28 protein-coding genes are annotated in these 25,355 nt (G+C 61.7%); 15 read left to right on the plus strand and 13 right to left on the minus strand.

Annotated elements, in window-relative coordinates:
• Positions 1-231: 231 nt before the first annotated feature.
• The 14 genes from IVA81_RS24085 to IVA81_RS24150 all read left to right on the plus strand — a co-directional run bounded on the left by IVA81_RS24085 (position 232) and on the right by IVA81_RS24150 (position 12,499).
• Positions 232-447: a hypothetical protein gene (locus IVA81_RS24085; protein ID WP_247322583.1), complete on the plus strand. Its 216-nt coding sequence runs from the start codon at positions 232-234 to the stop codon at positions 445-447.
• Between the two features lie 99 nt (positions 448-546).
• Complete coding sequence (locus IVA81_RS24090; protein WP_247323191.1) at positions 547-1,053, plus strand: prepilin peptidase; 507 nt, start codon at positions 547-549, stop codon at positions 1,051-1,053.
• A 1-nt stretch (position 1,054) separates the two neighbouring features.
• The gene (cpaB, locus tag IVA81_RS24095; protein ID WP_247322584.1) at positions 1,055-2,020 is read left to right on the plus strand and encodes a Flp pilus assembly protein CpaB; all 966 of its coding nucleotides are present in this window, start codon (positions 1,055-1,057) and stop codon (positions 2,018-2,020) included.
• Complete coding sequence (locus tag IVA81_RS24100; protein WP_247322585.1) at positions 2,020-3,225, plus strand: pilus assembly protein CpaE; 1,206 nt, start codon at positions 2,020-2,022, stop codon at positions 3,223-3,225. The genes cpaB and IVA81_RS24100 overlap by 1 nt, the downstream gene beginning before the upstream one ends.
• A complete protein-coding gene (locus IVA81_RS24105) occupies positions 3,222-4,640 on the plus strand; it encodes a CpaF family protein (RefSeq protein WP_247322587.1) in 1,419 nt (472 codons plus the stop codon). The genes IVA81_RS24100 and IVA81_RS24105 overlap by 4 nt, the downstream gene beginning before the upstream one ends.
• Entirely contained in the window at positions 4,637-5,569 is a 933-nt protein-coding gene (locus IVA81_RS24110) for a type II secretion system F family protein (protein WP_247322589.1), read from the plus strand. Before IVA81_RS24105 ends, IVA81_RS24110 begins: the two co-directional genes overlap by 4 nt.
• Positions 5,566-6,474 (plus strand): type II secretion system F family protein, encoded by a 909-nt coding sequence (locus IVA81_RS24115; RefSeq protein ID WP_247322591.1) that lies wholly within the window; start codon positions 5,566-5,568, stop codon positions 6,472-6,474. The genes IVA81_RS24110 and IVA81_RS24115 overlap by 4 nt, the downstream gene beginning before the upstream one ends.
• Before the next feature lie 2 nt (positions 6,475-6,476).
• Complete coding sequence (locus IVA81_RS24120) at positions 6,477-7,124, plus strand: methyltransferase (RefSeq protein WP_247322593.1); 648 nt, start codon at positions 6,477-6,479, stop codon at positions 7,122-7,124.
• Between the two features lie 51 nt (positions 7,125-7,175).
• On the plus strand, positions 7,176-7,607 hold the full coding sequence (locus IVA81_RS24125; protein ID WP_247322595.1) for a hypothetical protein: 432 nt from the start codon (positions 7,176-7,178) through the stop codon (positions 7,605-7,607).
• A 9-nt stretch (positions 7,608-7,616) separates the two neighbouring features.
• Positions 7,617-8,954, plus strand: a complete 1,338-nt coding sequence (locus IVA81_RS24130) for a TadG family pilus assembly protein (RefSeq protein WP_247322597.1) — start codon at positions 7,617-7,619, stop codon at positions 8,952-8,954.
• Complete coding sequence (locus IVA81_RS24135; RefSeq protein WP_346659415.1) at positions 8,951-9,370, plus strand: TadE family protein; 420 nt, start codon at positions 8,951-8,953, stop codon at positions 9,368-9,370. Before IVA81_RS24130 ends, IVA81_RS24135 begins: the two co-directional genes overlap by 4 nt.
• 445 nt (positions 9,371-9,815) lie before the next feature.
• Positions 9,816-11,471: a type II and III secretion system protein family protein gene (locus tag IVA81_RS24140; RefSeq protein WP_247322601.1), complete on the plus strand. Its 1,656-nt coding sequence runs from the start codon at positions 9,816-9,818 to the stop codon at positions 11,469-11,471.
• A gap of 12 nt (positions 11,472-11,483) precedes the next feature.
• Positions 11,484-11,882, plus strand: coding sequence for a hypothetical protein (locus tag IVA81_RS24145; RefSeq protein WP_247322603.1), 399 nt, complete (start codon positions 11,484-11,486; stop codon positions 11,880-11,882).
• Between the two features lie 167 nt (positions 11,883-12,049).
• A complete protein-coding gene (locus tag IVA81_RS24150) occupies positions 12,050-12,499 on the plus strand; it encodes a tetratricopeptide repeat protein (RefSeq protein ID WP_246919628.1) in 450 nt (149 codons plus the stop codon).
• A gap of 37 nt (positions 12,500-12,536) precedes the next feature.
• Here the strand turns inward: IVA81_RS24150 and IVA81_RS24155 are convergent, their stop codons facing one another.
• From IVA81_RS24155 to IVA81_RS24210, 12 genes are all read right to left on the minus strand, one after another.
• Positions 12,537-13,301: a hypothetical protein gene (locus IVA81_RS24155; RefSeq protein WP_247322604.1), complete on the minus strand. Its 765-nt coding sequence runs from the start codon at positions 13,299-13,301 to the stop codon at positions 12,537-12,539.
• A gap of 211 nt (positions 13,302-13,512) precedes the next feature.
• A complete protein-coding gene (locus IVA81_RS24160; RefSeq protein ID WP_247322606.1) occupies positions 13,513-16,635 on the minus strand; it encodes a multidrug efflux RND transporter permease subunit in 3,123 nt (1,040 codons plus the stop codon).
• Entirely contained in the window at positions 16,632-17,873 is a 1,242-nt protein-coding gene (locus IVA81_RS24165; protein WP_247322608.1) for an efflux RND transporter periplasmic adaptor subunit, read from the minus strand. The genes IVA81_RS24160 and IVA81_RS24165 overlap by 4 nt, the downstream gene beginning before the upstream one ends.
• A gap of 54 nt (positions 17,874-17,927) precedes the next feature.
• The gene (locus IVA81_RS24170; protein WP_247322609.1) at positions 17,928-18,170 is read right to left on the minus strand and encodes an alkaline shock response membrane anchor protein AmaP; all 243 of its coding nucleotides are present in this window, start codon (positions 18,168-18,170) and stop codon (positions 17,928-17,930) included.
• Between the two features lie 77 nt (positions 18,171-18,247).
• A complete protein-coding gene (locus IVA81_RS24175; RefSeq protein WP_247322611.1) occupies positions 18,248-18,526 on the minus strand; it encodes a twin-arginine translocation signal domain-containing protein in 279 nt (92 codons plus the stop codon).
• Positions 18,527-18,541: 15 nt separating this feature from the next.
• Complete coding sequence (locus IVA81_RS24180) at positions 18,542-19,099, minus strand: HdeD family acid-resistance protein (RefSeq protein WP_246919273.1); 558 nt, start codon at positions 19,097-19,099, stop codon at positions 18,542-18,544.
• A gap of 139 nt (positions 19,100-19,238) precedes the next feature.
• Positions 19,239-19,724 carry a DUF992 domain-containing protein gene (locus tag IVA81_RS24185; RefSeq protein WP_247322613.1) on the minus strand — a complete coding sequence of 162 codons (486 nt, stop codon included), beginning with the start codon at positions 19,722-19,724 and terminating at the stop codon, positions 19,239-19,241.
• Positions 19,725-20,318 (minus strand): hypothetical protein, encoded by a 594-nt coding sequence (locus tag IVA81_RS24190; protein WP_247322614.1) that lies wholly within the window; start codon positions 20,316-20,318, stop codon positions 19,725-19,727.
• A gap of 11 nt (positions 20,319-20,329) precedes the next feature.
• A complete protein-coding gene (locus IVA81_RS24195) occupies positions 20,330-21,451 on the minus strand; it encodes an AI-2E family transporter (RefSeq protein ID WP_247322615.1) in 1,122 nt (373 codons plus the stop codon).
• Between the two features lie 41 nt (positions 21,452-21,492).
• Positions 21,493-21,732 (minus strand): hypothetical protein, encoded by a 240-nt coding sequence (locus IVA81_RS24200; RefSeq protein ID WP_247322616.1) that lies wholly within the window; start codon positions 21,730-21,732, stop codon positions 21,493-21,495.
• A gap of 30 nt (positions 21,733-21,762) precedes the next feature.
• A complete protein-coding gene (locus tag IVA81_RS24205; protein WP_247322617.1) occupies positions 21,763-23,202 on the minus strand; it encodes a basic amino acid/polyamine antiporter in 1,440 nt (479 codons plus the stop codon).
• A 149-nt stretch (positions 23,203-23,351) separates the two neighbouring features.
• Positions 23,352-23,576 carry a hypothetical protein gene (locus IVA81_RS24210; RefSeq protein ID WP_247322618.1) on the minus strand — a complete coding sequence of 75 codons (225 nt, stop codon included), beginning with the start codon at positions 23,574-23,576 and terminating at the stop codon, positions 23,352-23,354.
• A 255-nt stretch (positions 23,577-23,831) separates the two neighbouring features.
• On the opposite strand from IVA81_RS24210, the gene IVA81_RS24215 reads away from it, so the two are divergent.
• Positions 23,832-24,545 (plus strand): Bax inhibitor-1/YccA family protein, encoded by a 714-nt coding sequence (locus IVA81_RS24215; protein WP_247322619.1) that lies wholly within the window; start codon positions 23,832-23,834, stop codon positions 24,543-24,545.
• A gap of 19 nt (positions 24,546-24,564) precedes the next feature.
• On the opposite strand, the gene IVA81_RS24220 is transcribed toward IVA81_RS24215, so the two are convergent.
• Complete coding sequence (locus IVA81_RS24220; RefSeq protein ID WP_247322620.1) at positions 24,565-25,068, minus strand: DUF1269 domain-containing protein; 504 nt, start codon at positions 25,066-25,068, stop codon at positions 24,565-24,567.
• Positions 25,069-25,355 lie beyond the last annotated feature (287 nt).

Genomic DNA, 25,355 nt, shown 5'->3' on the forward strand with positions numbered 1-25,355 from the left:
AGGTCTGCTATCGTCCTTGTATTACAACGTTTTTGCCGATTTTCGCCCGTCTTTAATTTTCGCCGAGCTCTCGTTCCGGGTAAGGTTAATCCAAAAGACATTATATATTAAATGTTGACGATAATAAACATTTAATGGATAGTTTATCGCTGGCGGGGCCGGACATAAATCCGCAGCCGCTGGAAGTTGCCGAGGTGTCTGCAAATTCATCTTAAAAGAAGGATTCTTGCAATGTTGCAATATTACATCGAGACCAGGGAAGCGTTGAAGCGTTTGCGAACGGACCAGGATGGCGTGGTGTCATTCGAGTACATCATCGTCGCGGTTTGCATCGTTGGCGCAGTCGGTGCTGTGTTCGGGGGTGGAGCTGGTGGTAAGATCGGGGCAGCGCTGACCGACGGGATCTCAAAGATCACCGACGCTTTCACTACGGCCCTCGCTGGTTGATACAGCCATTTTGACTCCAGAGGGGGGCAACCCAAGCTGCCCCCCTCGTGCAGGAGTGCCCCGCTAGTTTGCCTTCCACTTTTTTGAAACGTGCATTTCATGAGTTGGATTGCTCCCACAATCTCGGTCCTGCAAATCTTGTTGTTGCTCTATGTCGCAACGATAGATATCGCGACGCGCTCGATCCCAAACGAATTTTGTCTCGCGCTGGCGCTCCTTGGGATCGCCGGTCAATTGCCCGGCTCGATAGAAGTCGCTGTGTCGCTGATCACAGCCGCGATCCTCTTCCTGCTGCTCTTTGTCCTCTATGCGCGCGGAGGAATTGGTGGCGGTGACGTCAAGCTGCTGGTTGCCCTGGCGGTCGGTCTCTCGCCGAGCGACGTCATGCAGTTGCTGACGGTCACCGTGCTGGCGGGCGGCGTTCTTGCCTTGGTGCATCTGATGATGCGTCACCTGCCGTATCCCAGGTTGGCACCCGCCGGATCGTCGCTCGCACGGCGGATCTACGCGATCGAGCGTTGGCGCCATTTGCGACACGCCCCGCTGCCTTACGGAGTTGCTATCGCGTGTGGCGGCATCTGGACCATTTTGAGCAAAGGATCGTGAAATGTCATCCGCGCTGCGTCTGTCGATCATCGTGGTGCTTTTGCTTGCAACCACAGCGTTTGGACTGATTGCCTACAGCATGAACCTGCCGAAGGCGCAGCCTCCGGTCCCGGTACAAGTGACAGCGATGCCCCTGGCGCCGGCGGCGCCCGCGACCGCCGGATACTTTGTCGCGGCACGGCCATTGCCGAGGGGGACGTTGGCCCGCGAAGAGGATTTCACCGTGCGCACGGTGCCGCCGGAGCGCGTTCCCCCGGGGGCTATCCTTGACGCACCCGAGTCCAAGGCCGGACTTCCGGGTTCTCTCATCCGCAACTTCGTCGAAGCGGGCAGTCCCGTTACGTTGCAGGATATCCTGCGTCCGCGGGACCGGGGTTTTCTCGCCAGTGTCCTGGCGCCAGACAGCCGTGCCATCAGCATCAAGGTTGACGAGGAGGCCGGTGTCTCGGGCCTCATCAGACCGGGCGATCACGTGGACGTCGTGCTGACCCAGGTCTTCGAGAAAGTCGATACCGCCCGTCGCGCCCTGAGCGAAACCGTTCTGCGCAATGTCCGAGTCATCGCGATTGATCAGGAGATCGTGCAGGGCGCGCGACCCATTAGCGGGATGGCAGGCAAGCTAACGCAGACCGTGTCACTGGAGCTTACGCCGGTCCAGGTCAAGAAGGTCACCGTCGCAAAGCAGCTCGGGACGCTCTCCATGGCCGTACGCGCAGCAGTCGATCAGTGGGACAAGGCAGACACCGGCGCGATGTCGAGCTGTGATGTGTCGCCTGAACTTGCCCGCCAGTATGCAATTTCCGCACAGAGAACGGCCGTGGTCGTTCATTCGGGCGGTGAGGTCAAGCAATACACGGTCAGGAAGCAAGAGGAAGACGCTCTCGTCAGCTGCGACGGTGCATCGGAAGCCGTACGCCCGACTGCAACGGCGGTGGGTTACGATAACAGGTTGTCGGAGAAACGTTGATGAACATCGCCATAGCCACTCCGCCTGAAGAATCGACGTCGATCGTCACGCGTAACCGCATCGTCGGTTACGTAAATGATGAGCTCAGCGCCGCGGCGTTGCGCAAGGGGCTCGAAGGCGCCAACCTCTCGATCAGGCGCGGCACGATCCGCAATGCCATACGGATGCTTGAAACCGACACCGACCTGTTTGCGCTGGTGGTAGACATCAGTGGCATCGATGATCCATTTACCGAACTGGAAAGGCTGGCCGGCGTCTGTCCACCCGATGTCCGCGTAGCCGTGATCGGCGATAACAGGGAGATCACCTTCTACCGTGAGCTCCTGGAGCTCGGCTTGACCGAGTATCTGCCGCGGCCGCTCACGCGCGATATGGTGCTGGACAAGTTGCGCCCCAAGCTGCTCGGCGACGTGGCAGCCAACCAGATCGATCGTGGCGGGCATGTGGTCTCGATCTGCGGGGCGCAGGGCGGCGCCGGCGCCACGAGCATCGCGATCAATCTGGCGCTGCAGCTTGCCGAGACGACCAAGGCCAAGGTGGCGCTGCTTGATCTTCATTTGCAGGGCGGCGAGGCCGCCGTGATGCTGGGTGTTCGTCCCGGGCCGGGGCTGCGTATCGCTCTGGAGAATCCGATGCGGGCGGACACACTCTTCCTCGAGCGCGCGGCAATCGAAGTCAACGAAAGGGTTTGCCTGGTTTCGGCCGACGAGGACCTCGATGCGCAGCTCGAAATTACGGAAGCTGGCATACGACACGTGCTGGGTCTGCTGCGTCAACGGTTCAACTACATCGTCGTCGATGTACCCGTCCCGTTTCCGCCGTCGATCTATCCCGTGATTACGCTTTCCCGTCATGTGATGGTGCTGCTCGAATCCGAGGTGACCGGACTTCGCAATGCCCATGCGCTACGCACCGCCGTGATCAACATCGCGGGCAAGGACCGGGTCTTTACCTTGCTCAATCGGGCCGGTCGTCCCGGGGGCCTTCCGAGGGCAGCGGTTGTCAAGGCGTTGGGTGCAGAGCCCGACATCGTCGTTCCCGATCTCGGCAAGGGCATGACCGAGGCGCTCAATCTGGGAATTCCAGCCCTGAAGCACGTCAGAAAATTGCGGCGTCACCTGGCACCGATCGTACGGGAGATCAGCGGTGTCGCTGCCGAGCGAAGTGGCTGGTGGAGGAGGGTGCTCACAGCACATCTGCGATGAAAAAGTTCGGTAGACGTGAAGACGACGCACCAGCTCACGTATTGGCGGCAGGCCTCCCTGCATCCGCGATAGGCTTGCCGTTGCCGTCGGCCAGCGCGGCTGCATCCGCACCGAGCGTGCCGTCACCTGCGCCAAGGCGCGACGAACCAGCAATCCACCAACCCATCATCCCGCCTTCGTTGCGCGAACGGGTGATTGAGCAGATCGAACCCGCGGTGGCCGCAACCGTCTCGCGGGAGGTTCTCCGGCGGCAGATTGAAGAGATCATCCATCACATTGCCAACCAGGAACGGCTCGAGCTGTCGGGCCGCGAGCAGCTGCAGCTCGCGGACGAAATTGCCGACGACATGACGGGTTACGGGCCGCTCCGTCCGCTGCTGCTGGACCAGTCGATCAGCGATATCATGGTGAACGGTCCAAGCAATATCTACGTGGAGCGAAGCGGCAAGCTGGAACGAGTTGCGGTGCGATTCCGCGACAATGATCACATCGCCTCCGTCGCTCAGAAGATTGCCGCGCAGGTTGGTCGGCGCGTCGACGAATCCAGTCCGATGGTGGATTGTCGCCTGCTGGATGGCAGCCGGGTCAACATCATCCTCCCGCCGCTGGCGATCCATAGTCCGTGCATTTCCATCCGGAAATTTCCAAGCCATCGTTTGGACATCGCCGGATTGATCGAGAACGGCTCGATGACCGCGGCCATCGGACAATTGCTGGAGATCGCCGCCCGCTCGCGGCTCAATGTTCTGGTCTCCGGCGGCACCGGATCCGGCAAGACGACGCTCCTGAACGCGATGAGTCAGTTCATCGATCACACCGAACGCATTGTCACGATCGAGGACGCGGCTGAGCTGCAGCTTCAGCAGCCGCACGTGATCAGCCTGGAGACCCGGCCTCCCAGCCTCGAGGGCACAGGGCAGGTGACACAGCGCGATCTGCTGGTGAATGCCCTGCGCATGCGTCCCGACCGGATCGTCGTTGGCGAGGTGCGCAGTTCCGAAGCATTCGACATGCTGCAGGCGATGAACACCGGCCATGATGGCTCGATCTCCACGGTACACGCGAATAGTACCCGGGATGCCCTGACCCGCATCGAGAACATGGTGCAGATGGGACAGGTCAATCTACCGTCGCGCGCCATTCGAAGTCAGATCGTCGCTGCGCTGGATCTCATTGTGCAGGTCGAACGCATGCGGGACGGACAGCGCCGCATCGTTCAGATCAGCGAGGTGATCGGCCTTGAAGGGGAGGTGATCACCACCAATGACATCGCAGCCTTCGAGTATCAAGAGGAGGATGTGAACGGACGGATATCGGGCAGCTATAAGTCCAACCTTGCAACTCCGAAGTTCAAGAGCCGTCTTGTCTATTTCGGGCTGGATGGTGCTTGGGCCGAGGCCATGAGGCAAATATGATGCTGGAGTCCGTGATCGTCAGTGTTCTGGCGCTCGCGACGTGCGCAGCAGCCGTCTCGTTGTGGCTTGACGCTCGGGAAAGACGCATCAATCGCCAATTGGCGGTTGCTCTGCCAACGTCGCATCCGGCTAACTTGCCATCCATTCGCCGCTTGGAGGGCGGGTCTCAGGATCAGTTTCTCAATCGGCTCTCCAACTACAATCCCGATGTACCTTACACGTTGCGTCCGGCCTATGTGCTGCTTGCCGGTGCATTCGGAGCAGCAGCGGTCCTTTATGCGAACAGCCAGCTGGAATATTCCATTGTCTACATGTCCATTGTCGCCGCAATCGCGGCCCTCATTGTGATACGAGGCCTGTTCGGCTGGCAGCAACGTCGCTTCGCTCTTCAGCTTTTTCGACAGCTGCCTGATGCGATCCAACTGGTGACGAGTACCGTGCGATCGGGTCTGCCTGTGCACGAGGCATTTCGTGCGCTCGCGCGCGATATGCCGCAGCCAACGGCCGGGCAGTTCGCCATCGTATGCAGCGAAGTGAATCTGGGTAGGCCTCCAGAGGAAGCTGTCCAAGCTGTCTATCGGCGAACGCAGGTGGCGGAGTATGCGATCTTTGCGGTGACACTTGCCGTGCAGTTGAAGTCCGGTGGCAGTCTGGCCGAGACCTTGCAGAACCTGGGAGACACTGTCAGGCAACGTGTTGCGCTGGCTGCTCGCGCCAAGGCGCTCGCGGGAGAGGTGATCTTTTCCTCACGAGCGCTGACAGTCTCGCCCTTGATTGCAGGTGGGGTCCTATACGCATCCAATCCGCAAACGGTTGATCTGTTGTTCACCGATCCGGTTGGAAACAAGCTGCTGGCTTACGCAGTCCTTTCGGTGCTTGTCGGAGCCCTGGTCATAAGTTGGATGGTCAGAAGGGAAACGGAGCTATGACGTTTGGTCTTGGTCTGGTGGCCCTCGCGATGGCAGCTGGGACTGCGTCCTGCATGTTGATTATCCGCGAGATACACGTTCGTGCATTGGACGCCCGGGTGTCGAACGCCGTGATGGGCGTTGCTGGCCGGTCCGCACCCTTCCAGGACGTGACCGGATGGTTTTCGTCACTCGGCATGCGGTATCGTCGCTTCTATGCTGAGGAAAACCTGGATCAGCTGCGAACCATCCTTCAATCGTCAGGTTTCAATCATCATCGAGCCCTGCCGACCTGGATCGGTATCAAAGCCGTCAGCATGGCCCTATGCCCGATCATCGCCGGGGGTGTCGCTCAGCTGTTCGGGAAGGCACTGCTGGATGTGCTGGTCTTCACGCTTATCGGCGTGGCGATCGGGATTTTGGCGCCGCGATTGATACTGGCGGTGCTGAAGCGGCGGTTTGATGCCGCCATTCGGCTGGGCACGCCGGACATGATCGATTTGCTGGTTGTGTGCAGCGAAGCGGGAATGGGTCTGGAAAGCGGGCTGGCACGTGTAGCGCAGGAAATGCAGGAGACCAATCCCGCCATAGCCCGGGTCATGAGCAGCCTTCTTGATGATCTCCGGATCCTGCCAAGCCGCAGCGACACATTCGAGAAACTGGGAGCTACTTCGGATGGGCTTCGCCGATTCGGAATCATGGTCGGCCAAAGCCTGCAATACGGAACGCCCGTGGGCCAGGCTCTGCGGAGTGTCGCTGTCGACCTCCGGCGCGAACGTATTACCAAGCTTGAAGAAAGAGCACACAAGTTGGGCGCCAAGCTGACCATTCCGATGGTGTTGTTCCTGCTTCCAGCCATGTTCGTCATTTTGGGAGGAAGTCCCATTCTGCACCTCATGCGTTCGTTCGCCAGCTTCGGTAAGTAGCCATGAGCACGATTGCCCTTTCGAAACCGTCCTCTTACGATCGAACAATGCAACTATTCGGCGGCATGTGGTTCATGTTGCTGGCGGTTGGCGTGGCCATCAAGATCGGATCATCGGCTCACGATCCCTGGCCGTCGATCCTGTCGAGTGTTTGCCTCGCTGTCTTCTATGTGCTCCTGGCGGTGTTGATCATCACGCGGCCTCCGGCGAAGGCGCAAGCGAAGGGTCGTCTCCCAAGGATCGCGGCGTTCGTCGGCACCTATATGCCGTGGACGATCGCCTTCTTCGGCGAAACCAATAAGGCGTTGCCGAACCTGGCGTCCACCGCGTGCGTGTTGATCGGCATGATCATGATGCTGGTCACCATCCGACATCTTGGCAGGTCGTTCAGTCTGGTGCCACAGGCGCGCAACGTGGTGCAAACGGGTCCGTATCGGTGGATCAAGCACCCGCTCTACCTCGCGGAAGAAATCGCGGTGTTGGGTGTGGTGCTGAGAAGCCCGACACCGCTGACAGCGGTCTTGCTCGTCTTGCATATCGGCGTTCAGGTTTGCCGAATTTATTACGAAGAGGATCTGCTTCGGCGCAACTGCCCGGAATATTCCGCTTACGAAGCATCGCGCTGGAGAGTGATCCCTTACGTTTGGTGAGTGCTGTTCCGGTCGACGACCGGAAGGGTGAGTGTCGGTCGAGGTCAACTCATGAGACACAAGAAGTCGTTCATCGTGGATCAACGCGGCGCCGTCGCGTTTGAGACATTGATCGTCTACCCGGTTTTGGTGGCGTTCCTGCTCATGCCGCTCGCCGACCTGGCTGCTGCGGGCTTCCAGTATATCTCCGCATGGAGCGCGTTGCGCTCCTTCGGGCAGTATGTGCAGTACGCTAATCCGCTCGCCCCTGACGGCACGGTGAGCTGGAACACAGGGCTACAGACGACAGTCGCTGGTCATGCGATCAGCAACATTCAGGTTTTGTGCGGAGACGCAGGGGCCGCCTGTTCGCCGGGCAATCTAGCTTCTCCCAAGTACATTACATTTTCTACAACCATCACTTTGGCTCCAATTGTGTGGAGAGGGGTGCTGTGTCCGACCACGTGTACCTACACGCTGCCTTTCTCAGAGCGCTTCCAGTAGGGGGCTTCCATGCGTAGTCTGCTTCATTCCCAACGAGGCTCCGTCGCATTCGCAACAGTCATCGCTCTCGTGCCACTGATCGGAGTAGTCGCACTCGGGGCCGAGGCGGGATCGTGGTACGTCACCCGCCAGCACGCGCAGAACGCCGCCGACTCAGCGGCCTATTCGGGCGCATTGCGGCTTTCATGTACGATGGCGGGTGCGGCCTGCGACGCGCAGTCAGTGGATTATCGCGGCAAGGAATTCGCGGCACAAAATGGGTTCTGCAACTCCAGCCCGAATGACAGCACGCCCTATCCTGGCACCACGTGTTTACCTAGTCTTCCCAGCAGAGTCTCGCGGGCCGTGCAGATCGATATCGGCAACTACAGTGCGGGCACGTTTACAACGCCCGTTGCGGGCACGGGCAACGCCGTTCGCGCCAGAGTCAGCCAGCAACAACCGGCGTACCTGGCGGCCGTGCTTGGCTTGACCACCGTCAACATCCCCGCCCAAGCCATTGCAATGGTCCAGCAGCCGACCAAGGCCTGCGTCCTGGCACTTGGACCTGACTCAGGCGCACTCAAGCTTGCTGGTAACCTCAGCAACAACGGAACCGGCTGCGCTCTGATGTCGGATACCAGTGTTCAACTTGCCAGCACTCCAACGTTCACCGGCTCGGGATGGGCGGTTTATGGTGTAAGTGGCTGCACCCCCTCAGGCAGTTGCAGTAATATTGGCGTGCCGCACAATTATTTTATGACGTACGCTAGCAATCCGCTCAGCAAACTGGACACCGCATCGTTCAACAGCAGGACGGGCAATACAAATATGCCATGCACCCTTCAGGCGGACGGGTGGAAACATTGCGCGCCAAATAGCGCCGGGACTGGAGCTTACGGCAGTTTCACGGTGCAGAACGGGGACAAGTACGTTTTGGACCCGGGAACATATTTCTTCTACAAAGCAAATATAAAGATGACCGGCGGACAACTGAAAGGTACAGGCGTAACCCTGGTGTTGCTCGGAGACTCGCAGCTTACCATAAACGGGGGTACGGCTGATCTCTCCGCACCTGCCACTAACACGTTCTCTTCTGATCTGAATGGCGTCCTGATTGATGATCAGGCTCCGAGCAAGACCAGCAACAAGGTCACCATAAACGGTGGCGGTCAGGTTAGCCTTGGCGGGGCTATCTACTTCCCAAAGGTCGACGTTAGCTGGGCCGGTACGACTTCAAGTGCGAATACGACCTGTTCGCAAGTGATCGCGAAAACGATCGACATGAGCGGTGGCGGCTACCTCAGCACGCAAGGCTGTGATCCGGCCACCATCGTCTACACCCAAGTTGTCGCTTTGGTGCAATGATGAGAAAGCTCGACAATCGCGGTATGGCGCCGTTTGAATTTATAATGGTGGCCGTGGCGCTTTTCACATTGATGTTCGTCATCTTCGATCTTGGGCGCTATGCCATCACGATGCAATCCTTGCGGACGCTCGCGAGTGCTGGCGCCCGTGCGGTCATGATCAGCTGCTATACGCCTGCCTTGCTTCAAAGTCCGCCGCAGTCGCCGGCCGGCTGCACCGGGGATCCCCTGTCCACCTCCGCCAAGCAGAACGCGGCCCCCTTCCTGTTTTTCGGAGGACTCACGCCAACGCTTACCGTGGGGGCCAACAGCAACAGCTTGAGTGTTACAGCTTCCCAGGCAAACTTTACGATGCTGATGCCGATATGGGGCACAACGCTCAATGCGCCGAGCGCCTCCAACCAGATCCCCTTCTAGCGCGAATATGGCAGCATGCCTGACACGTTTCGATCGAGAACTAACTTGGTCGAGTCTGGCCAAACGCGCGGGTGCGGAGTTGCATCAGAGTGATTTGCGATCGCCCAGGCGAATCTCCAAGCGTGCGACCGAATGTCCTTCGATAGCAAAGCCGCGACGCGAGCGCGCGCCAACGGCGGTCGTGCTGCGGGATAGTTCCCCACAGCCAGTGGGAATGATGCGCGTTGGCAACATTGAAGAGTTTTCTTTCTGCTTGCGGCGGTGCGGTAAGTATCACGTCTTGCAACCTGCCTGCATGAGGGAGGATGATCTTGGAGACACGAAGTAACGAATTGTAGTGGGACAGAATGTAAGCTCTGCGACGTGTTGCGCAGAGGGGAAATGTTGAGGACATCGAGCACGTAGATTTGCGGGGATCTCCGTGGATCGCGGTGGGGGGACTCGGATGAGTGGCGGTCGCGTTTCGGGAAACAAGGTCGGGAGGCTTCTCGCCTTCGGCGTGATGAGTTTGGGCGCGGCGCTCGCCTCGTCTGGGTTCACTGACCGCGCGGCGGCTGCAGACCGGCGGGGCTCCTCCAGCGGCGTCATCGTCAGCGAAATGAACGACGTTCAGCGGGTCAAGCTCGTCGTCAACAAGTCACGTACCTTCAAGGTCGACACGGCCTTTGCGACGATCGTGGCGGGATCGTCTGACATCGTCGACGTGAAGTCGTTGAGCGATCACCTCATCTACGTGCAGGGCAAGCAGACCGGCACCACCAACGTGATCCTGTTCGACAGCTCGATGAAGCAGATCGGGATCCTCGACGTCGAGGTCGTGATCGATACCGGCAATCTGCAGCAGAACATCCGGACCAGCACCGGCGGGCAGGGTATCCGCGTGTCGGCTTCCGAGGGCCAGGTGGTGCTCAGCGGAACCGCTGCCGACGCAGTTACGGCGGAGCGGGCCATGGCGATCGCCACCAGCACGGTCGCGAAAGGTGGCGTCGTCGTCAATGCGATGAGCGTCGCGGCGCCGCAACAGGTGATGCTCGAGGTGCGCTTTCTCGAGGTAAGCCGGGAGGCTGGACGCAACCTGGGCGTCAACCTCTATGGAGCGAACGCAAATGGGACCAACGTCGGCAATACCGGGCTGGGTCGTGTGACCGCCGCGGGTCGATCACCGATTGGTGGTATCAATACCAGCAATGGTCCCCTCGGTGCTGGAGGAGGGGCTGTCGGCGCGCCCCCGACGGGGAGCCTTCCGATACTCGGAACTTTGGGAACGCTCGCCGGTACAGCAGGAGGCATCGCGCCGGCCCCGTTCGGAAGCTTGTTGACCAGCATTGTCAGGACCAGCAGCGGCGGCTCGGTGGACCTATTGATCTCGGCGCTGGAAACCAAAGGATTGGCACGCCGGCTGGCGGAGCCAAACCTGACCACGCTGTCCGGCGATGCCGCCCGCTTTCTTGCCGGCGGTGAGTTTCCAGTACCGATACCGACCCAGACGACAAACGGCTTTCCCACCATCACCATTGACTACAAGAAGTTCGGTGTTGAGCTCGCCTTCGTCCCCACTGTGCTCTCGCGCGGTGTGATCAATCTTCGGGTCGAGCCGTCGGTCAGCGAACTTGATTTCGCCAACGCGGTGACGATCCAGGGGACGACCGTTCCCGCGCTGACCCGTCGCGACGCGCGAACCACGGTTGAGTTGCGCGATGGCCAGAGCTTTGCCATCGCCGGCCTGTTGCAGACCCGTAATCGCCAGGACGTCTCGCAACTGCCTTGGATCGGCTCGGTGCCGGTGATTGGAAGCCTGTTCAGCAGCAAATCGTATCAGCAGGAAGAAACCGATCTGGTGATCATCGTGACGCCGCGCCTGGTCGCGCCGGCGGCACCCGGTCAGCAACTGGCCTCGCCACTCGACTCCCGCCTGCCGGCCAACGACGTCGATTTCTTCCTCAATGGCCAGATGGAAGTCCGCAAGCGGTACCATGACTACGTCAATTCCGGAGGCGAGGTGAAGGGACCGTATGGCCACATCATCGCGCCTGAAGTCCGGGCCCCCGTCGTCGTCCCGGCCGCTAGTGCCGATCAGACGGTCGTCAAAACTCTAAACTAGAGGACGCGCGAAATGACGATCAGGTATCTGGTTCTGTTTGCGCCCATCCTGCTCGGGGGATGTTACGGCGTCGCCGGTCATGACGAGGTGGACCGCTACTTTCAGCGTTCCGACACCATCACGATGACCGCCGGCGATGCCAAGCAGGTCAACGCCGTCACCCATACAATCCATCCATGGCCGCGATACGTCGGCGATCGCCGGATTGCATACGACGCGCGGCGCGTGGGTGCCGCCGTAACGCGATACGGCAACCAGCAACAGCCGGTGGATCAGCTTCCCGACATGGGCGATCCGACGAAACTCATGGGCCAGCGGCCTCCGGTCACGCAGAATGTCAACGTAACTGGATTGGGTGCGGGAGCATCGGCGGGAGTATCGGTGCCAGTGGGCGGGGCAGCGGGCAGGTAGCGGCTTTTGGTAGTTGAGTTTACGAGGGACATTTGCGTGCGGTGCAGTGAGTCCGCTGGGCCGGGCGGGGGACAAAGATTATGCGACGTGCCATTCTACTGCTGACCTGTTGCTGGCTGGCGCCAGGCCTTGCGGGATGTGACTATACCACGAGGGAGGCTGCCATCGTGGCTCCGGTCGAGCCACCGGGTGGGGACCCGGTGCAGGAGCCGACCGACGTCAAGTACTACCCGTCGGACGAGCCTGTGCGGCTGGGCCTGGAGCATTACAATCGCGGCAGTTACGGGCTCTCACAGCGCTATTTCAAGGACGCCGTCGAGAAATCACCCAAGGACGTCACGGCCTGGATTGGTCTCGCAGCGAGCTACGACAAGCTGCGTCGTTTCGACCTGGCCGATCAGGCCTATGCGCAAGCGATCCGGCTGGGAGGCGAAACCGTTCAGATCCTGAATGACCAGGGATATTCGTACATGCTGCGCGGCAACCTGAGTGCGGCGCGACGGAAGTTCGAGAAGGCCTATTCGCTGGACCCAGGCAATCCGGTCATCGCCAATAACCTCGAGCTTCTCAATGGCAGCCGGCGGTTCATTGAAAGACCACCAAACAACCAGCCATAAGTAGTCGACCGGATACTGCGATCACGGCCAGTTCTCGTCAATTTGGCCCGATCACGGCATCAGCGTGACGGCTGCCGCTGCGGATGATGACAATGATGCCATTGCGAACGGTAAATCGCGCGCCGAGCAGTTTCCGCACCTTCTCCGTGATCGGAAAAGGAAAGGGCACGGCTTCTCCTGCGACGGGATCGCCGACCTTGATCGTCTCAGTCGCGGAGCCTGCAACTGGTGCAGGCTTGATATAGTCTCGGACAAGCTGAATCTCTTCACGTGACAGGATGAGCGGAGCCTGGTCAGGACGGGTCTCCGACGGCGGCTTGGATGTTTCACTGCTTGCCTTTGTCTCATTGGCGCTTGCGATCTGATCGAGGCTGGCTACGCGTAGCTTGAGCGCTATGATGTCACGTTGCAGTGTTGCGATCTCCAATTTGCGCGAGTTGACCTGCATGAAGACAATGATCGCGCAAACGCTGCTCACGACAAAGCCGACGCTCAGCAATGCGATCAACCACCGCTCAAAGTTTCCCATCGACCCTCCGGCTGTCCGGGGGAGTTGATCGCGCTGGAGATGGCTCCGCCAGATGCGGCGTGCTCGGTCCATCCAGTCTGTAGAGCCCGTTACGCCGGCCGCCGCCCGGCCCGACCCAAAATGCGCGGGCGACGAGGCGGCTTCCTCTCGGGCCGGATCAACTAACGACGCCGTGTCGACTTGCTCAAGCTCCAGGTCCTCGGGGACGCGATCCCCCGTAGTCAGATGAGCGGCAGGGTGGAAGGGATCCATCTGCTTATCGAGCCGGCTCATCCCCGTTCTCCATGGAGCCATCTGTCAACTTCAGCAGTTCTGCCGACGCGGATGGAATAGGGTACCCGAGGATTCGATCAATCGGAACGGAAAAGGCGCCGGGCCGCGGGCGTGAGCCGTTCTAAGGATAGCTTCAGGAGATTGGGGCGCGGCGAGGCGGCGAAGAGCCTGGGGCGCTTGCCCGGCCTTTCCGGACTTTCGCCGGGTCAACTCAATGGGCAGGCAATGGCTTGCCCTTCATCAGTTCCCGCAGACGCTGGAACGTCACGTAGAGCATCGGCACCAGGAAGATTCCGATCGAGCTCGCGGCGAGCATGCCCGCGAACACGGCTGTACCGACAGCCCTGCGGCTGAGCTCCGCAGCGCCGGTCGCGATCACGAGCGGCACGAGACCAAGGATGAAGGCGACGGAGGTCATCATGACCGCGCGGAAGCGCATATGGGCGCCCTGGACCGCGGCGTCCTCGAGCGCCACGCCAGCTTCGCGCTGCTCCTTGGCGAATTCGACGATCAGAATTCCGTTCTTGGCGGCGAGCGCAATCAGAACCACCAGCCCGATCTGGCCGTAGAGGTCGAGATTGAGGCCGGCGAGCTTGATGCCGACATAGGAGCCCAGCACGCCGACGATGACGGACAGCAGCACCGGGATCGGGATCACCGTGCTCTCATAGAGCGCCACCAGGAACAGATAGGCAAACAGCACCGCAAGCATCAGCACGGTACCGGTCTGGCCGGCGGCCTGCTGCTCCTGATAGGCGGTGCCGGTCCACGCAAAACTATAACCCGCAGGCAGTACGGCGTTTGAGACATCGGCCATCGCGGCCATCGCGGTGCCTGACGAGATTCCGGGCGCCGGGCTGCCGTTCACCGTCACCGAGCGGTAATTGTTGTAGCGGGTGATCACCTGGGGCCCGGTCACGATCCTGATCCCGGCGAGTGATCTGATCGGTACCATCTGCCCGGTGGCGTTGCGCAGATAGATGCGCCAGATGTCCGAGATATCGCTGCGATCGAACGCTTCGCCCTGGACGTTGACCTGCCAGGTGCGGCCAAACCGGTTGAAGTTGTTGACGTAGATGCCGCCGAGCGTCGCCTGCAGGGCGGTGAAGATGTCGCTGACCGTCACTCCAAGCGCCTGCGCCTTGCCGCGGTCGATGTCGAGATGGATCGACGGATTGGTCGCAGTGAAGGTAGAAAAGACGCGCGCCAAACGCGGATCGGCGTTGGCGGCGCCGATCAGCGCGTTTGTGACGCTCGAGATTTCGGCCGGGCTCTGTCCTTCCAATGCCTGGAGCTGGTATTCGAATCCGCCGCCGGTGGAGAGTCCGATGATCGGTGGCAGGTTGAACGGCAGCACATTGGCCTGCCGGATCTGCGCGCCGGCCGCGAAAGTCTGCCGGATCAGCGCTTGTGCAGACTCCGTTGCTGCCTTGCGATTGGCAAATGGCTTCAGACGCGTGACGACCAGCGCGCTGTTCGATTCCGAGGCGCCGTCGAGCAGGGAGAAACCGACGATAGCAAGAACGTGGTCCACAGCCGGCATCTGCTTCAGGATGTCTTCGACCTGCTGGGTGACCTCGCTGGTTCGCGCCACCGACGCGCCGTCCGGCAGTTGGACCGAGGTGAAGAAGGCGCCCTGATCTTCCTCGGGCAGGAAACCCGTCGGCGTGATCAGCGACATGCCGAAGATGCCGGCGGCCAGGAGCGCGACGAGCAGCACGGAGACGCCGGCCACGCGCACCAGGCGGCGGACGCCGCCGCTGTAGCGGTCACGAATCCAGTCGATGGAGCCGAGGACGCGCCCCATGATGCCGCGCCTGGGCCCGGTGTGGCGCAGGAGCAGCGCGCACAGAGCGGGCGACAGCGTCAGGGCGTTCAACGCGGAAATGATCATCGCGGCGCTGATCGTCACCGCGAACTGGCGGAACAGCGTTCCGGAAACGCCGGGAATGAATGCGATGGGTACGAAGACCGACAGCAGCACCAGGGTGATCGCGATGATCGGCGCGGTGATCTGGGTCATGGCCTTCTTGCTGGCCTCGGTGGGGGAAAGGTCCGGCTCATCCTGCATGACCCGTTCGACGTTCTCGACGACGACGATGGCATCGTCCACGACAATGCCGATGGCGAGCACCATCGCCAGCAGGGACACCGTATTCGCCGAATAACCCAGCACGAGCAGGACGGCGAAAGTGCCGATCAGGCTCACCGGAACCGCGACCGCCGGGATCACCGTGGCCCGGAGATTGCCGAGGAAGAGGTACACCACGATCACGACCAGCACGAAGGCCTCGCCCAGCGTCTTCAACACCTCCGCGATGGTGTCGCGCACGAAGCTCGTGGAATCGTATTGCACGAGGTAGCTCAGCCCGGTGGGGAAGTGCTGCGACAGCCGCTGCATCGTCGCCGCTACGGCCTGTGCGGTGGTCACCGCATTGGCGCCCGGCGCCAGATAGATCGCGACCGGAACGGCCGCGCGTCCGTCGATCCGCGCTTCGCTGTCGAGGTTTTGCGCGCCCATCTCGACACGGGCAACGTCCTTCACCAGCAGCGACGAGCCGTCCGGGTTGGCGCGCAGCACGATATTGGCGAATTGATCGACGGTGGCGAGCCTGCCCAGGGTCTGCACGTTGAACTGGAATTGCTGGTCCTCGCTGATCGGGCGCGCGCCGATGCGGCCGACCGGTGCCTGGACGCTTTGCGTGCGAATGGCGGCAATGACGTCCGACGGCGTGAGATTGAGGCTCGTGAGTCGCTGCGTGTCGAACCAGATCCGCATCGAGTAGTTCATCTTGGCGAACAAATTGGCCTGGCCGACCCCCGGGGTGCTCGCGATCGCATCGAGCACGTTGATGATGGCGTAGTTCGTGATGAACAGCGGATCCTGCTCGCCATTGGCGCTGTAGAGCACGAGGAATTGCAGGATCGACGAGGACCGCTTGCGGACCGTCACCCCCTGCTGCTGCACTTCGGTCGGCAATTGCGACAGCGCGCTCTGCACGCGGTTGTTGACATTGACGGTGTTGATGTCGGGGTTCGTGCCGAGCGCGAACGAAACCGTCAGTGTGTAGCTACCGTCGCTGGCGCTGGTCGATTTCATGTAGAGCGCGCGGTCGACGCCGACGATCTGTGCCTCCAAGGGCTGGGCGACGCTGCTCTCGACGACTTCGGCGGACGCGCCCGGGAAGGTACCTGAGACCGTGACTTGTGGCGGCACGATGTCCGGAAATTGCGCCACCGGGATCTGCATCAGCGCGAGCGCACCGGCAATGGTGATGATGAAGGCGATCACCATCGCGAGCCGGGGACGATCGATGAAGACCGCGGACATCATGGCTTGTCGTCCGCCCGGCCGGCCTTGCCGGAGGTGCTGGGAGCTGCTTGCGGAGCCGCACCATCCGCAGCCTTCATGCTCGACAGGATCAGTGGACTTGCCGGCCCCGGCGCAACGACCTGGCCGGAGCGAACCCGCTGCAGGCCTTCGACGATCACCCTGTCGCCGGCCGCGAGTCCGGCGATGACCGCCGCGATGGTCGGGGTCGATTGCCCGAGCTGGATGCGGCGCTGCTCGGCCTTGTCGTCGGCGCCGACGGCGAGAACATAATCGCCCTGCTGATCGGAGAGCACGGCGGAGCGCGGGATCGCCAGCACCTCGATCGGCTGGACGCCCTCCAGCACGACCGTCACGAACTCGCCGTCGGTCAGTTCGTGAACGGTGACGCCGGCCGCCGAGGACGCCCCCAGGATAGGATTGCCGATCTCGCCGCGCACGGTGATCGTGTCGGTGTTCTGGGCAATGGTGTTGTCGACGAAATTCAGTTTACCGGACTGGCCGTACATGCGGCCGTCGGGCAGTCGCAGCCTGATGACGACGGCTTCCAGGCCGCCTTGCGCCCCGTATCGTTCTCGCAGTTCCAGTCCTTGGCGCAGCGGCACGGGGAATGTGACGTGCATCGGGTCCTGGCTAACGATGGTGGTCAGCACGCCCGAGCTTGGGCCGACGACGTTGCCTTCCGTCAATGCCGTGCGTCCGATCTTGCCGGCGATCGGTGCGCTGATCCTGGTGTAGTCGAGGTTGATCCGGGAGGCCTGGACCTGGGCTTGCGCGGCTTGGACCTGGGCTTCGAGGCCGAGCTGGTTCGCGATGGCGGCGTCGTAATTGGACTGTTGCCCGGCAGGGCCTCCGAGCAGGGTCCGCGCACGTTCCGTCGTCTGTTTGGCATTCTCGAGTGTCGCCTGAAGCTGCGCCACCTGCGCCTGTTTCGATGCCAGATCCGCTTCGAACGGACCGCGCTCCAGCCGGTAAAGCTCATCACCTTTGCTGATTTCGGCGCCTTCCTCGAACAGGCGCCGTTCCAGAAATGCGGTGACGCGCGCGATGACACCGACCCGGTTGATCGCCTCGATCCGCCCGAGAAATTCACTGCTTTCGGTGATCGGTCGCCTTGCCGCCTCCACGACGCCGACCGCGGGTGGGCCCGGCGCGGCGGGTTGGGTGCGGGCCACCCCGCCGGCGATGATCGTCAGGAGAGTTGCCGCCAGCAGCCTGATCGAGATGCCAGCAAGGTTCATTGTCCGCTCCTTGCACCGGGCTTGAGATCGGGCCGGTGGTTCACCGGCGCCTCGTTACTCCCGCGGTGTTCGATCGCTGCGCAGGGGCTCATCGTAACCCTTGCGACGGCTATAGAACATCAGTGCGATCAGGCCACAGCCGGACACCAGCATCAGGATTGCAGCCCCCGCCAGGATAGCGTTGCGGTAAAACGGCATTGATGGTGTTTCCTGCCATACCGCCACGGAGTACCAAGTCGCCACAACAAGAAGCGCTGTGAGAATCGCTCCGAGAAGCCATAGGTTGGTGTGGCGCACGATCTCCTCCATCGTCTGATTGGGGGTGCATGGCCTTCGCACCCCTCGGCCGCCTTGCGGATTGCGCAAGGGCGGGCCTAGCGCCACCGCCATCCGCAGTGGCGACGACCGCGATGCCACCAGCAAACCCAGCGGCGGCTGCGCGGTCGCCGACGGCGCCAGCCAGGATGAGGCGGCGGTCCCCATTGGGCCTGCGTCAGGAGATCCGACGGCCGGTCGGTCTGGCCGAGCTTGGGTGCGATCGGCATTGCTTCCGCGACCGCAATGAACCGGACGCCGATGGTGCCGATCGCCGCGGCAGCTACGGCATTTTTGGCAAGGCCAAGGAAAGCGCGACGGTTGGGGGTGTCCATCATCTTCTTCTCCTTAAGTTACGCAGTCCGCCGCACGGCCTGAAGCGCGTAAAGCAGCCACGCGAGGCCGTGCGAGATCAGGTCGACCCCAAGCAGGAATCCGAGGACCCACAGGCTCATGGTGGGGAAGCTGAACAGGATCAGCGCGCCAGCGACCAACCCGAACACACCGGAGATCAGCATCATCCATCCGTTCTGGCGCCAATGGGCGAAGCTCAGCATGCAGCGGATCACGCCTGAGGCGATCAGGATCGCGCCGAGGAAATAAGTGAGGATCAGGGCGCCGGAGGCGGGCTGAGTCAGCAGCACGAGCCCGAAGGCGACGTAGAGGGCGCCGAGCAGGATCTGCCACAGAAAGCCGCCCCATCCTTTGGTCCAGAAAGCGTGGACGATCTCGAATGCGCCGGCCGCGATCGCGGTCAGTCCGATCAACTTCACGCTGATGATGGTCGCGAACGCCACGTCGCTGAGAGCTGCGATACCGGCGGCAATCATGACGACGCCAAGGAGAGCGCAGACCCACAGGGGTGGAGGGCCCAGAGCTGCGATGCCGGACCGGCTGTCATAGACTGTCATGCCACGCTCCTGATCTACCAAAGATCGCCGCCCCGACGCGACGATAGCTTCGGAGGCGGAGCGTCGACATCCGACGAAACCCTGAGCGACCGGGCGGGAATGTTCGCATGGAGTCTCGGGAGGGATCCCGTGAACGGCGCTATCGCCTGCCGCGCGGACCCAGAGTCAGGTTGGTCACGCCCGCCGCGAGATTGATTCCGATGGATCGCTCGATCGACAGCGGCTGCAACATCACGCTCCGGCGCGAGCCTCCAATCAGGACATTGGCCCCGAGGCCGGGGCCGAACGCGACACTGCCGCTCGCGCCTACATAGTTTCCGCGCAGCGTACCGGGGCCGATCCGCGAATTCTTGGCGAAGACGGCCCAGGAGAGAGTACCCGCCGAGGTCACTCCCAAGTCGAGCCCAACGCGCCTTATGCGTCCCTCATAGATATATTGTCGAGGGGGTCTGCGTGCATAGAAGAAAGTACAGCGCAGCGACTGAGCCGATCCAAGGACCAAGCCCACGCGCGGGGAGCTGAGGCATGACAGTCTGCCGACCCGGAATGCGTCGGCGCGGGCGGGCGAGGCGGCGGTGCAAAGCAACGCGCATGCGGCAATGCAGAGGAACCGTATCATTGGCATTCAAGCCTCCATCTGGTTGTTCATGGACGCGGCCACCGGCCGGCGGTCCTGGCGAAGCCAGAACGTGATGCCGAGGCCGATCAGCAGCACTGCGCCAAGCAGGAAGAAGAAGACAGATTGCTTCAGCCAGGATATCGCCGGGACGGTCACGCCCATCGCAAGGCCGAGAAACGAGATTTGTAGCGACAGAAGGCTGACGCCCGCGAGGAACGTGCCGAGCGCGAGCAACGTCAGCAGGACCAAGCCGGTTGCCGGTGTCGGAAGCAATTGCTGGACACCCGACATCAGCATGACGTTCATCGTGACCAGGACGGCGATCCAGTGCAGCGCCTGGGTCCAGATCAATCGGAGCTGGGCCTCCTTGCCTTGCGTCTCCGGCCATTTCGTGACGACGCAGACCACGCCGATGGCGAGCGCCAGGAACTCCCAGTAGCCGACGAGAGGCTGGTGGGAGACGTTGGTGTAGGCGACGCCTGCGACGGCGAGCACCAGCGCCACCACATAAGGGAGTTGCTGCCACAGGAAACGGGTCATCCTGAATTGAGACGGGGGAGGCTCCGTACCCTCGTTCCGTTGTAGATCGGTCTCGCTCATGGGCCATCCACTCACGATCTGTTGCTGCTGAACGTCAGCTTGGGGTCGTCGCCGAGATAGTCCTCGACGTAGAACCGGATGATTGCGACACGGCCGATCGCGACCAGGGGCATGGCCATCGCGATGCCGAGGACGCCGAACAGCGCGCCAAGCATGACGATCGCGACCAGCGTCCAGGCAGGGGGGATCTCGACCGCCTGACGTTGGATCAGCGGGCCAATCACATAGCCTTCGATCGACTGGATGATTGTGTAGATGAGCACGGCCCAGATCAGCAGCGAGCCGCCGAGTGGCATTGCGACCAGCGCGATCGGAACCGCCGCCACGATCGGCCCGAGGTATGGAATGAAGTTCGACAAGCCTGCCTGCAACCCGAGTACGAGAGGTCCGGGCAGTCCAACTAGATAGAGTGCGACCCAGACGCACAGCGTCATGAGAATGATCCGGATGAACTGTCCGATCAGCCACAGCCGCATCACGCTGCCCATCTCGTCCATGACCGCTCTTGTTCGCGCGCGGTAGGGTCGCTTCACCAACATGACCAGGCTCTCGCGATGGCTGGTCGGATCGAAGGCGAAGAGGATTCCGAGGAACACGATGACCAGCGCGCCGGTCAGAAGACTCGATGCTCCGCCGAGCACGAATTGAGCGTGGCTGAGAAAACGCCCCTGATCCGAGAACAGCCATTGCGCAAAGTCGCGGCCCCATTCCGGGCCGAGCAGGTCGACGCCGTATGACAGGAGGTGCTCCTGCAGGACGTCGATCTGGCTGTCCATGACCTTCAGCAGGAGGCGTGTCTGCTCCGGTAGCTTGCCCGCGCCCCATACCAGTCCAAATCCCGACAGAGCGGAGAACAGCAGCAGGACCAGCGTCAGCCGCCAGGCGCGAGCGAGCGGAAGGACCGGGGCCAGCGCCCTTGCGCAGGCATCCAGAAATGCGCCGAACAACACGCCTGCAAAGATGAGCAGGAGACTGGACACTGTCTGCCACGCCAAAAACAGGAAGACACAGGCAGCGAGCAGGCTGAGCCCGGTCGCGAGAACGCCGCGCCCGGCGTGCTCCTGCAGGTCGGTGGAATCGTCGTGTGGAAGGAGTTCGCGAAGCCGCTCCGGCCCTGTCCTGGAATCGCTCATGGATCGGTCCAATCGCGAGGGTGGATGATGGTTCGCCGCACCTAGGTGCGGACGCGCCGGCTGCCAAAGTGCGGATGCTTTCCGCCGCGATGACGCCAGTAACGGTGCTTGGTCGGGTTCGTATTCGTATTGGGCGCCACGTTCTTCGGCGCCGATACGCCGGAGTCCTTCGGCGCCAGCACCCCCGTGTCAGTCGATTGGGCCAGCGACGGGGTTGGAGACGCGGCAACCGCCGTCAACCCGCCCAGGATCAGGGCGCCCCAGATGGTTCGAATGCTCATATTCGCCTCCATGCAGCCAAGGACAAGGACTCAAATCGAGATGGCTCCGGTGGACAATGCGTAGACGCCGGCACATGCGGCGACCGTGATCGCCGCGAAGAGGATCGCCTCGAATGGCCTGAACGGCGCTTCCTTGCGCTCGCGCTTGGCGAGGAGGAACAGCAGCGTGCCGGGTGCATAGAGGATCGACGACAGCAGGAGAAATTTCGGCCCGCCTGCGTAGATCATCGCGGCCGCGTAGATTGTCGCGACGGCCGAGCGGATCCAGTCGCCAACGCGGGCCCGCTCGCCGGCGTGGTAAGTCTCGCCGGTCCAGGCGAGCTTGAGACCGTAGGCCGCAACAAAGAAATACGGGATCAGCGTCATCGCGCTCGTCATCTTCAAGGCGAGCGTGAATGCGTATTCCGCAAACCAGGTGACGAGAAGGAAGGTCTGGATCACGCAGTTGGTGAGCCAAAGCGCTCCAGCAGGAACCTTGTACGCGTTCACTGTTGCGAGAAACGACGGCATGGTGCGGTGAACCGCGGCGGAATGCAGCACTTCAGCCGCCAGCAGTGACCAGGACAAATAGTTGCCGAGGACCGAGATCAGGAGTGCCACGCTGATGAACATGCCGCCCCAGTGGCCGACGATCGCTTCCATGACGCCGGCCATGGACGGCGTCGGCAGATCCGCCAGTTCCGGTCGCAGCAGCACGCCATAGGAGAGCAGTGTCACGAGGACGAGCAGGCTGAGCACCGTCAGGAAACCGGCAATGGTTGCGAATCCGACGTCGGTGCGGTTCAGGGCATAACGGGAATAGACGCTGGCGCCTTCTATCCCGACGAACACGAACACGGTCAGCAGCATCGTGCCGCGAACCTGAGTGAGCACATTTGAATGCTCCGGCTGCTCCGTTCCCGCGAAGTTCATGGAGAAAAGCCTGCCGTCGAAAGCGATGGCGGCGGCTGCAATGAACAGCAGGATCGGGATGATCTTGGCGTAGGTCGCGATCGTATTGAGCGCGGCGGCATTCTTGATGCCGCGCAGCAGCAGAACGTGCACCGCCCACAGCAGGACGGAGGCCGAAGCGATTGCCACGGCCGTTGTGCCGTCACCGAAGACAGGGAAAAACTGTCCGAGCGTTGCCTTGATCAAGACGAGACAGGCGACATCCGCAAGGCAGCATCCGATCCAGTATCCTACGGCGGAAGCAAAGCCTATATACTCGCCGAACCCGGCCCTGGCGTAGGCATAGATGCCGGCATCGAGGTCCGGTTTGCGGTGTGACAAGGTCTGGAACACGAAGGCCAGCATCAGCATGCCGGTGCCTGCGATCGTCCAGGCGATCATCGCGCCGAGCGCACCCGTGGTCCGCCCGAACGATGCGGGGAGGGCGAAGATGCCGGAGCCGACCATCGACCCCACCACGAGTGCGATGAGCGCATTGCGCGAAAGTTTTTGATCGACCTCGTTCGTTGACGGAGCCATGGCAAGATGGCCTTCCAATCCGCGATCGGCGGGCACTGATGCCGGCCAATCCCGGCGAAGACCTTAGAGGCGGCTTTCCCCGTCGCACATCAGGGATTCTCTGTAGGAAGAAGGGGCAGGAAATTGCCAAGCGGTTCTGCGCGCCGCCTTCAGGCCTTTGCCGTGGGGTCGGTCGCGCCTTCGCCGGGACTGGATGATGGCCCGGGAACGGCAGCCAAAAGCACGACGCCGGAACGGCAGAATTCGCCGGCCTTCGCGAGCTCGGCCGCAATGCGTTGGGCATGCAGAACTGCCGTATCCTGATCGGCGTATTCGCATCCGGTCCCATCGGGAGTGAGACCGTATTTGTCGACGATGTGGAAATAGAAGCGCATGCCAGCCGATTAGGCCGCGCCGCGATCATCTCCTAGTGACAAACGCGTAAGGCGCCCCCTCCAAAAGGAGGAAGGGTGAGCGGCGGTTGCAGGTTGCCGCTTTGTAATGGGCAGGACGGTCGCTGCGGATCGCCGGAAAGTTGCAGGGGCAACAGGGTGGTTTCCCCGCCGGCATTCGGGTGGTTGTCCGATGCCGTCCTCTGAGCCCGAGGGATAGCGTAGGCGCCGTCAGCAAGCTCTGAGAGGAGACGAGCAATGTCAAATTACGACCAGGACCTGGCAGCCTCGAGTGCGGGCGGTGGTGGCACAATCGCAGTGGACACCGGACTGCGTGACTACATGCTGCGCATCTACAATTACATGTCCGCCGGCGTCGGCCTGACCGCCGTTGTCGCGTGGCTGACCTATCAGCTGACCGGTCCCGCCTTGCTGCAGAGCCCGTTGATGTGGGTGTTCATCCTGGCGCCGCTTGGGCTGGTCTTCTTCCTCGGTTCGCGCATCAATACGCTGTCGGTCTCAACGGCACGGCTTCTGTTCTTCATCTATGCCGCCCTGGTCGGCGTGTCGCTCTCGACGCTGCTCCACATCTACACCAGTGCGTCGATCACACGCGTCTTCTTCATCGCGGCGGCGACCTTCGGGGCGCTCAGCGTATTCGGCTACACCACACGGCGCGACCTGTCCGGTCTCGGCACCTTCTTGTTCATGGGCCTGATCGGCGTCATCATTGCCAGCCTGGTCAACCTCTTCCTGCAGTCTTCCGGGCTGGACTGGCTGATCTCGGTCGTGGGCGTCGGTGTCTTCGCCGGACTCACGGCCTACGACACGCAGCGGATTAAGGCGATGTACGACAGCAGGGATGATGAAACGTCGGCCGGCCGCAAGTCGGTGATTTCGGCGCTGTCGCTCTACCTCAACTTCATCAACCTGTTCATGATGCTGCTGCGCCTCGCCGGTGGTCGGCGCTGAGCGGGCCAATGGCGGCCGTTCAGGCCGCCGGCCGTTCCGCCGCACTTGCGAGCGCGTCGCGCAGGGCCTGTTCCTTGGTGTCATTCAGGGACGTCTTCAGCACGGTCCCCCCGGCGTCCTTGATCTCCTTCAGCACCTTGTCCGCCGTCATGTTCTTGATCAGGACGAACAAGGCGGCGTTGCCGGTGTGGAGCGAGGTAGACAATTCCTTCATGAAGGCGTCGTCGATGCCGAAATCGGACAGGGCGCCGCCGAGCGCGCCGGATGCCGCCCCGACCGCAACACCGAGGATCGGATTGAGGAAGATCACGCCGATCAGGAGGCCCCAGAAACTTCCGGTCATCGCGCCCATCGCCGTCGTGTTGACGAGTTGATTGAGCTTGATGCCGCCGGAATCGGTTTTCACGGCGATCACCGCGTCGCTGAGCGTGATCAGATATTCCTTTTGCAGCCTGAGGAGCCGTTGACGTACTTCTTCGGCCTTCGCCTCGGATGGATACACGATCGCTACTAGATCGGACATGCAAGCCTCCTGCTGGGTCGAGTTCCGCCGGCCCAAGCCTGGTGAGGCCCGGCGGGATACGCTGAAAGTTTAGCTGCCGGCCCCCCGGCGCGGCATCGGAGAAAACCCTAGGGACATAGGGATGAATGTTCCTGATCATCTCCTATGGAGGGAGACGGATCCGATCCATTGCCAACCGATGGTTGCCCGCCTCACACGGCCAAAGGCATCGACACACTGAACGGCAGCGCCTAGCGCGAAGAGGCAAGCGGCTGCGACGACGGCGTGAGCAGGATTGCCAGCGCGAC

Origin of the sequence: Bradyrhizobium sp. 141 (genome assembly GCF_023074055.1) — a bacterium.
GTDB lineage: Bacteria > Pseudomonadota > Alphaproteobacteria > Rhizobiales > Xanthobacteraceae > Bradyrhizobium.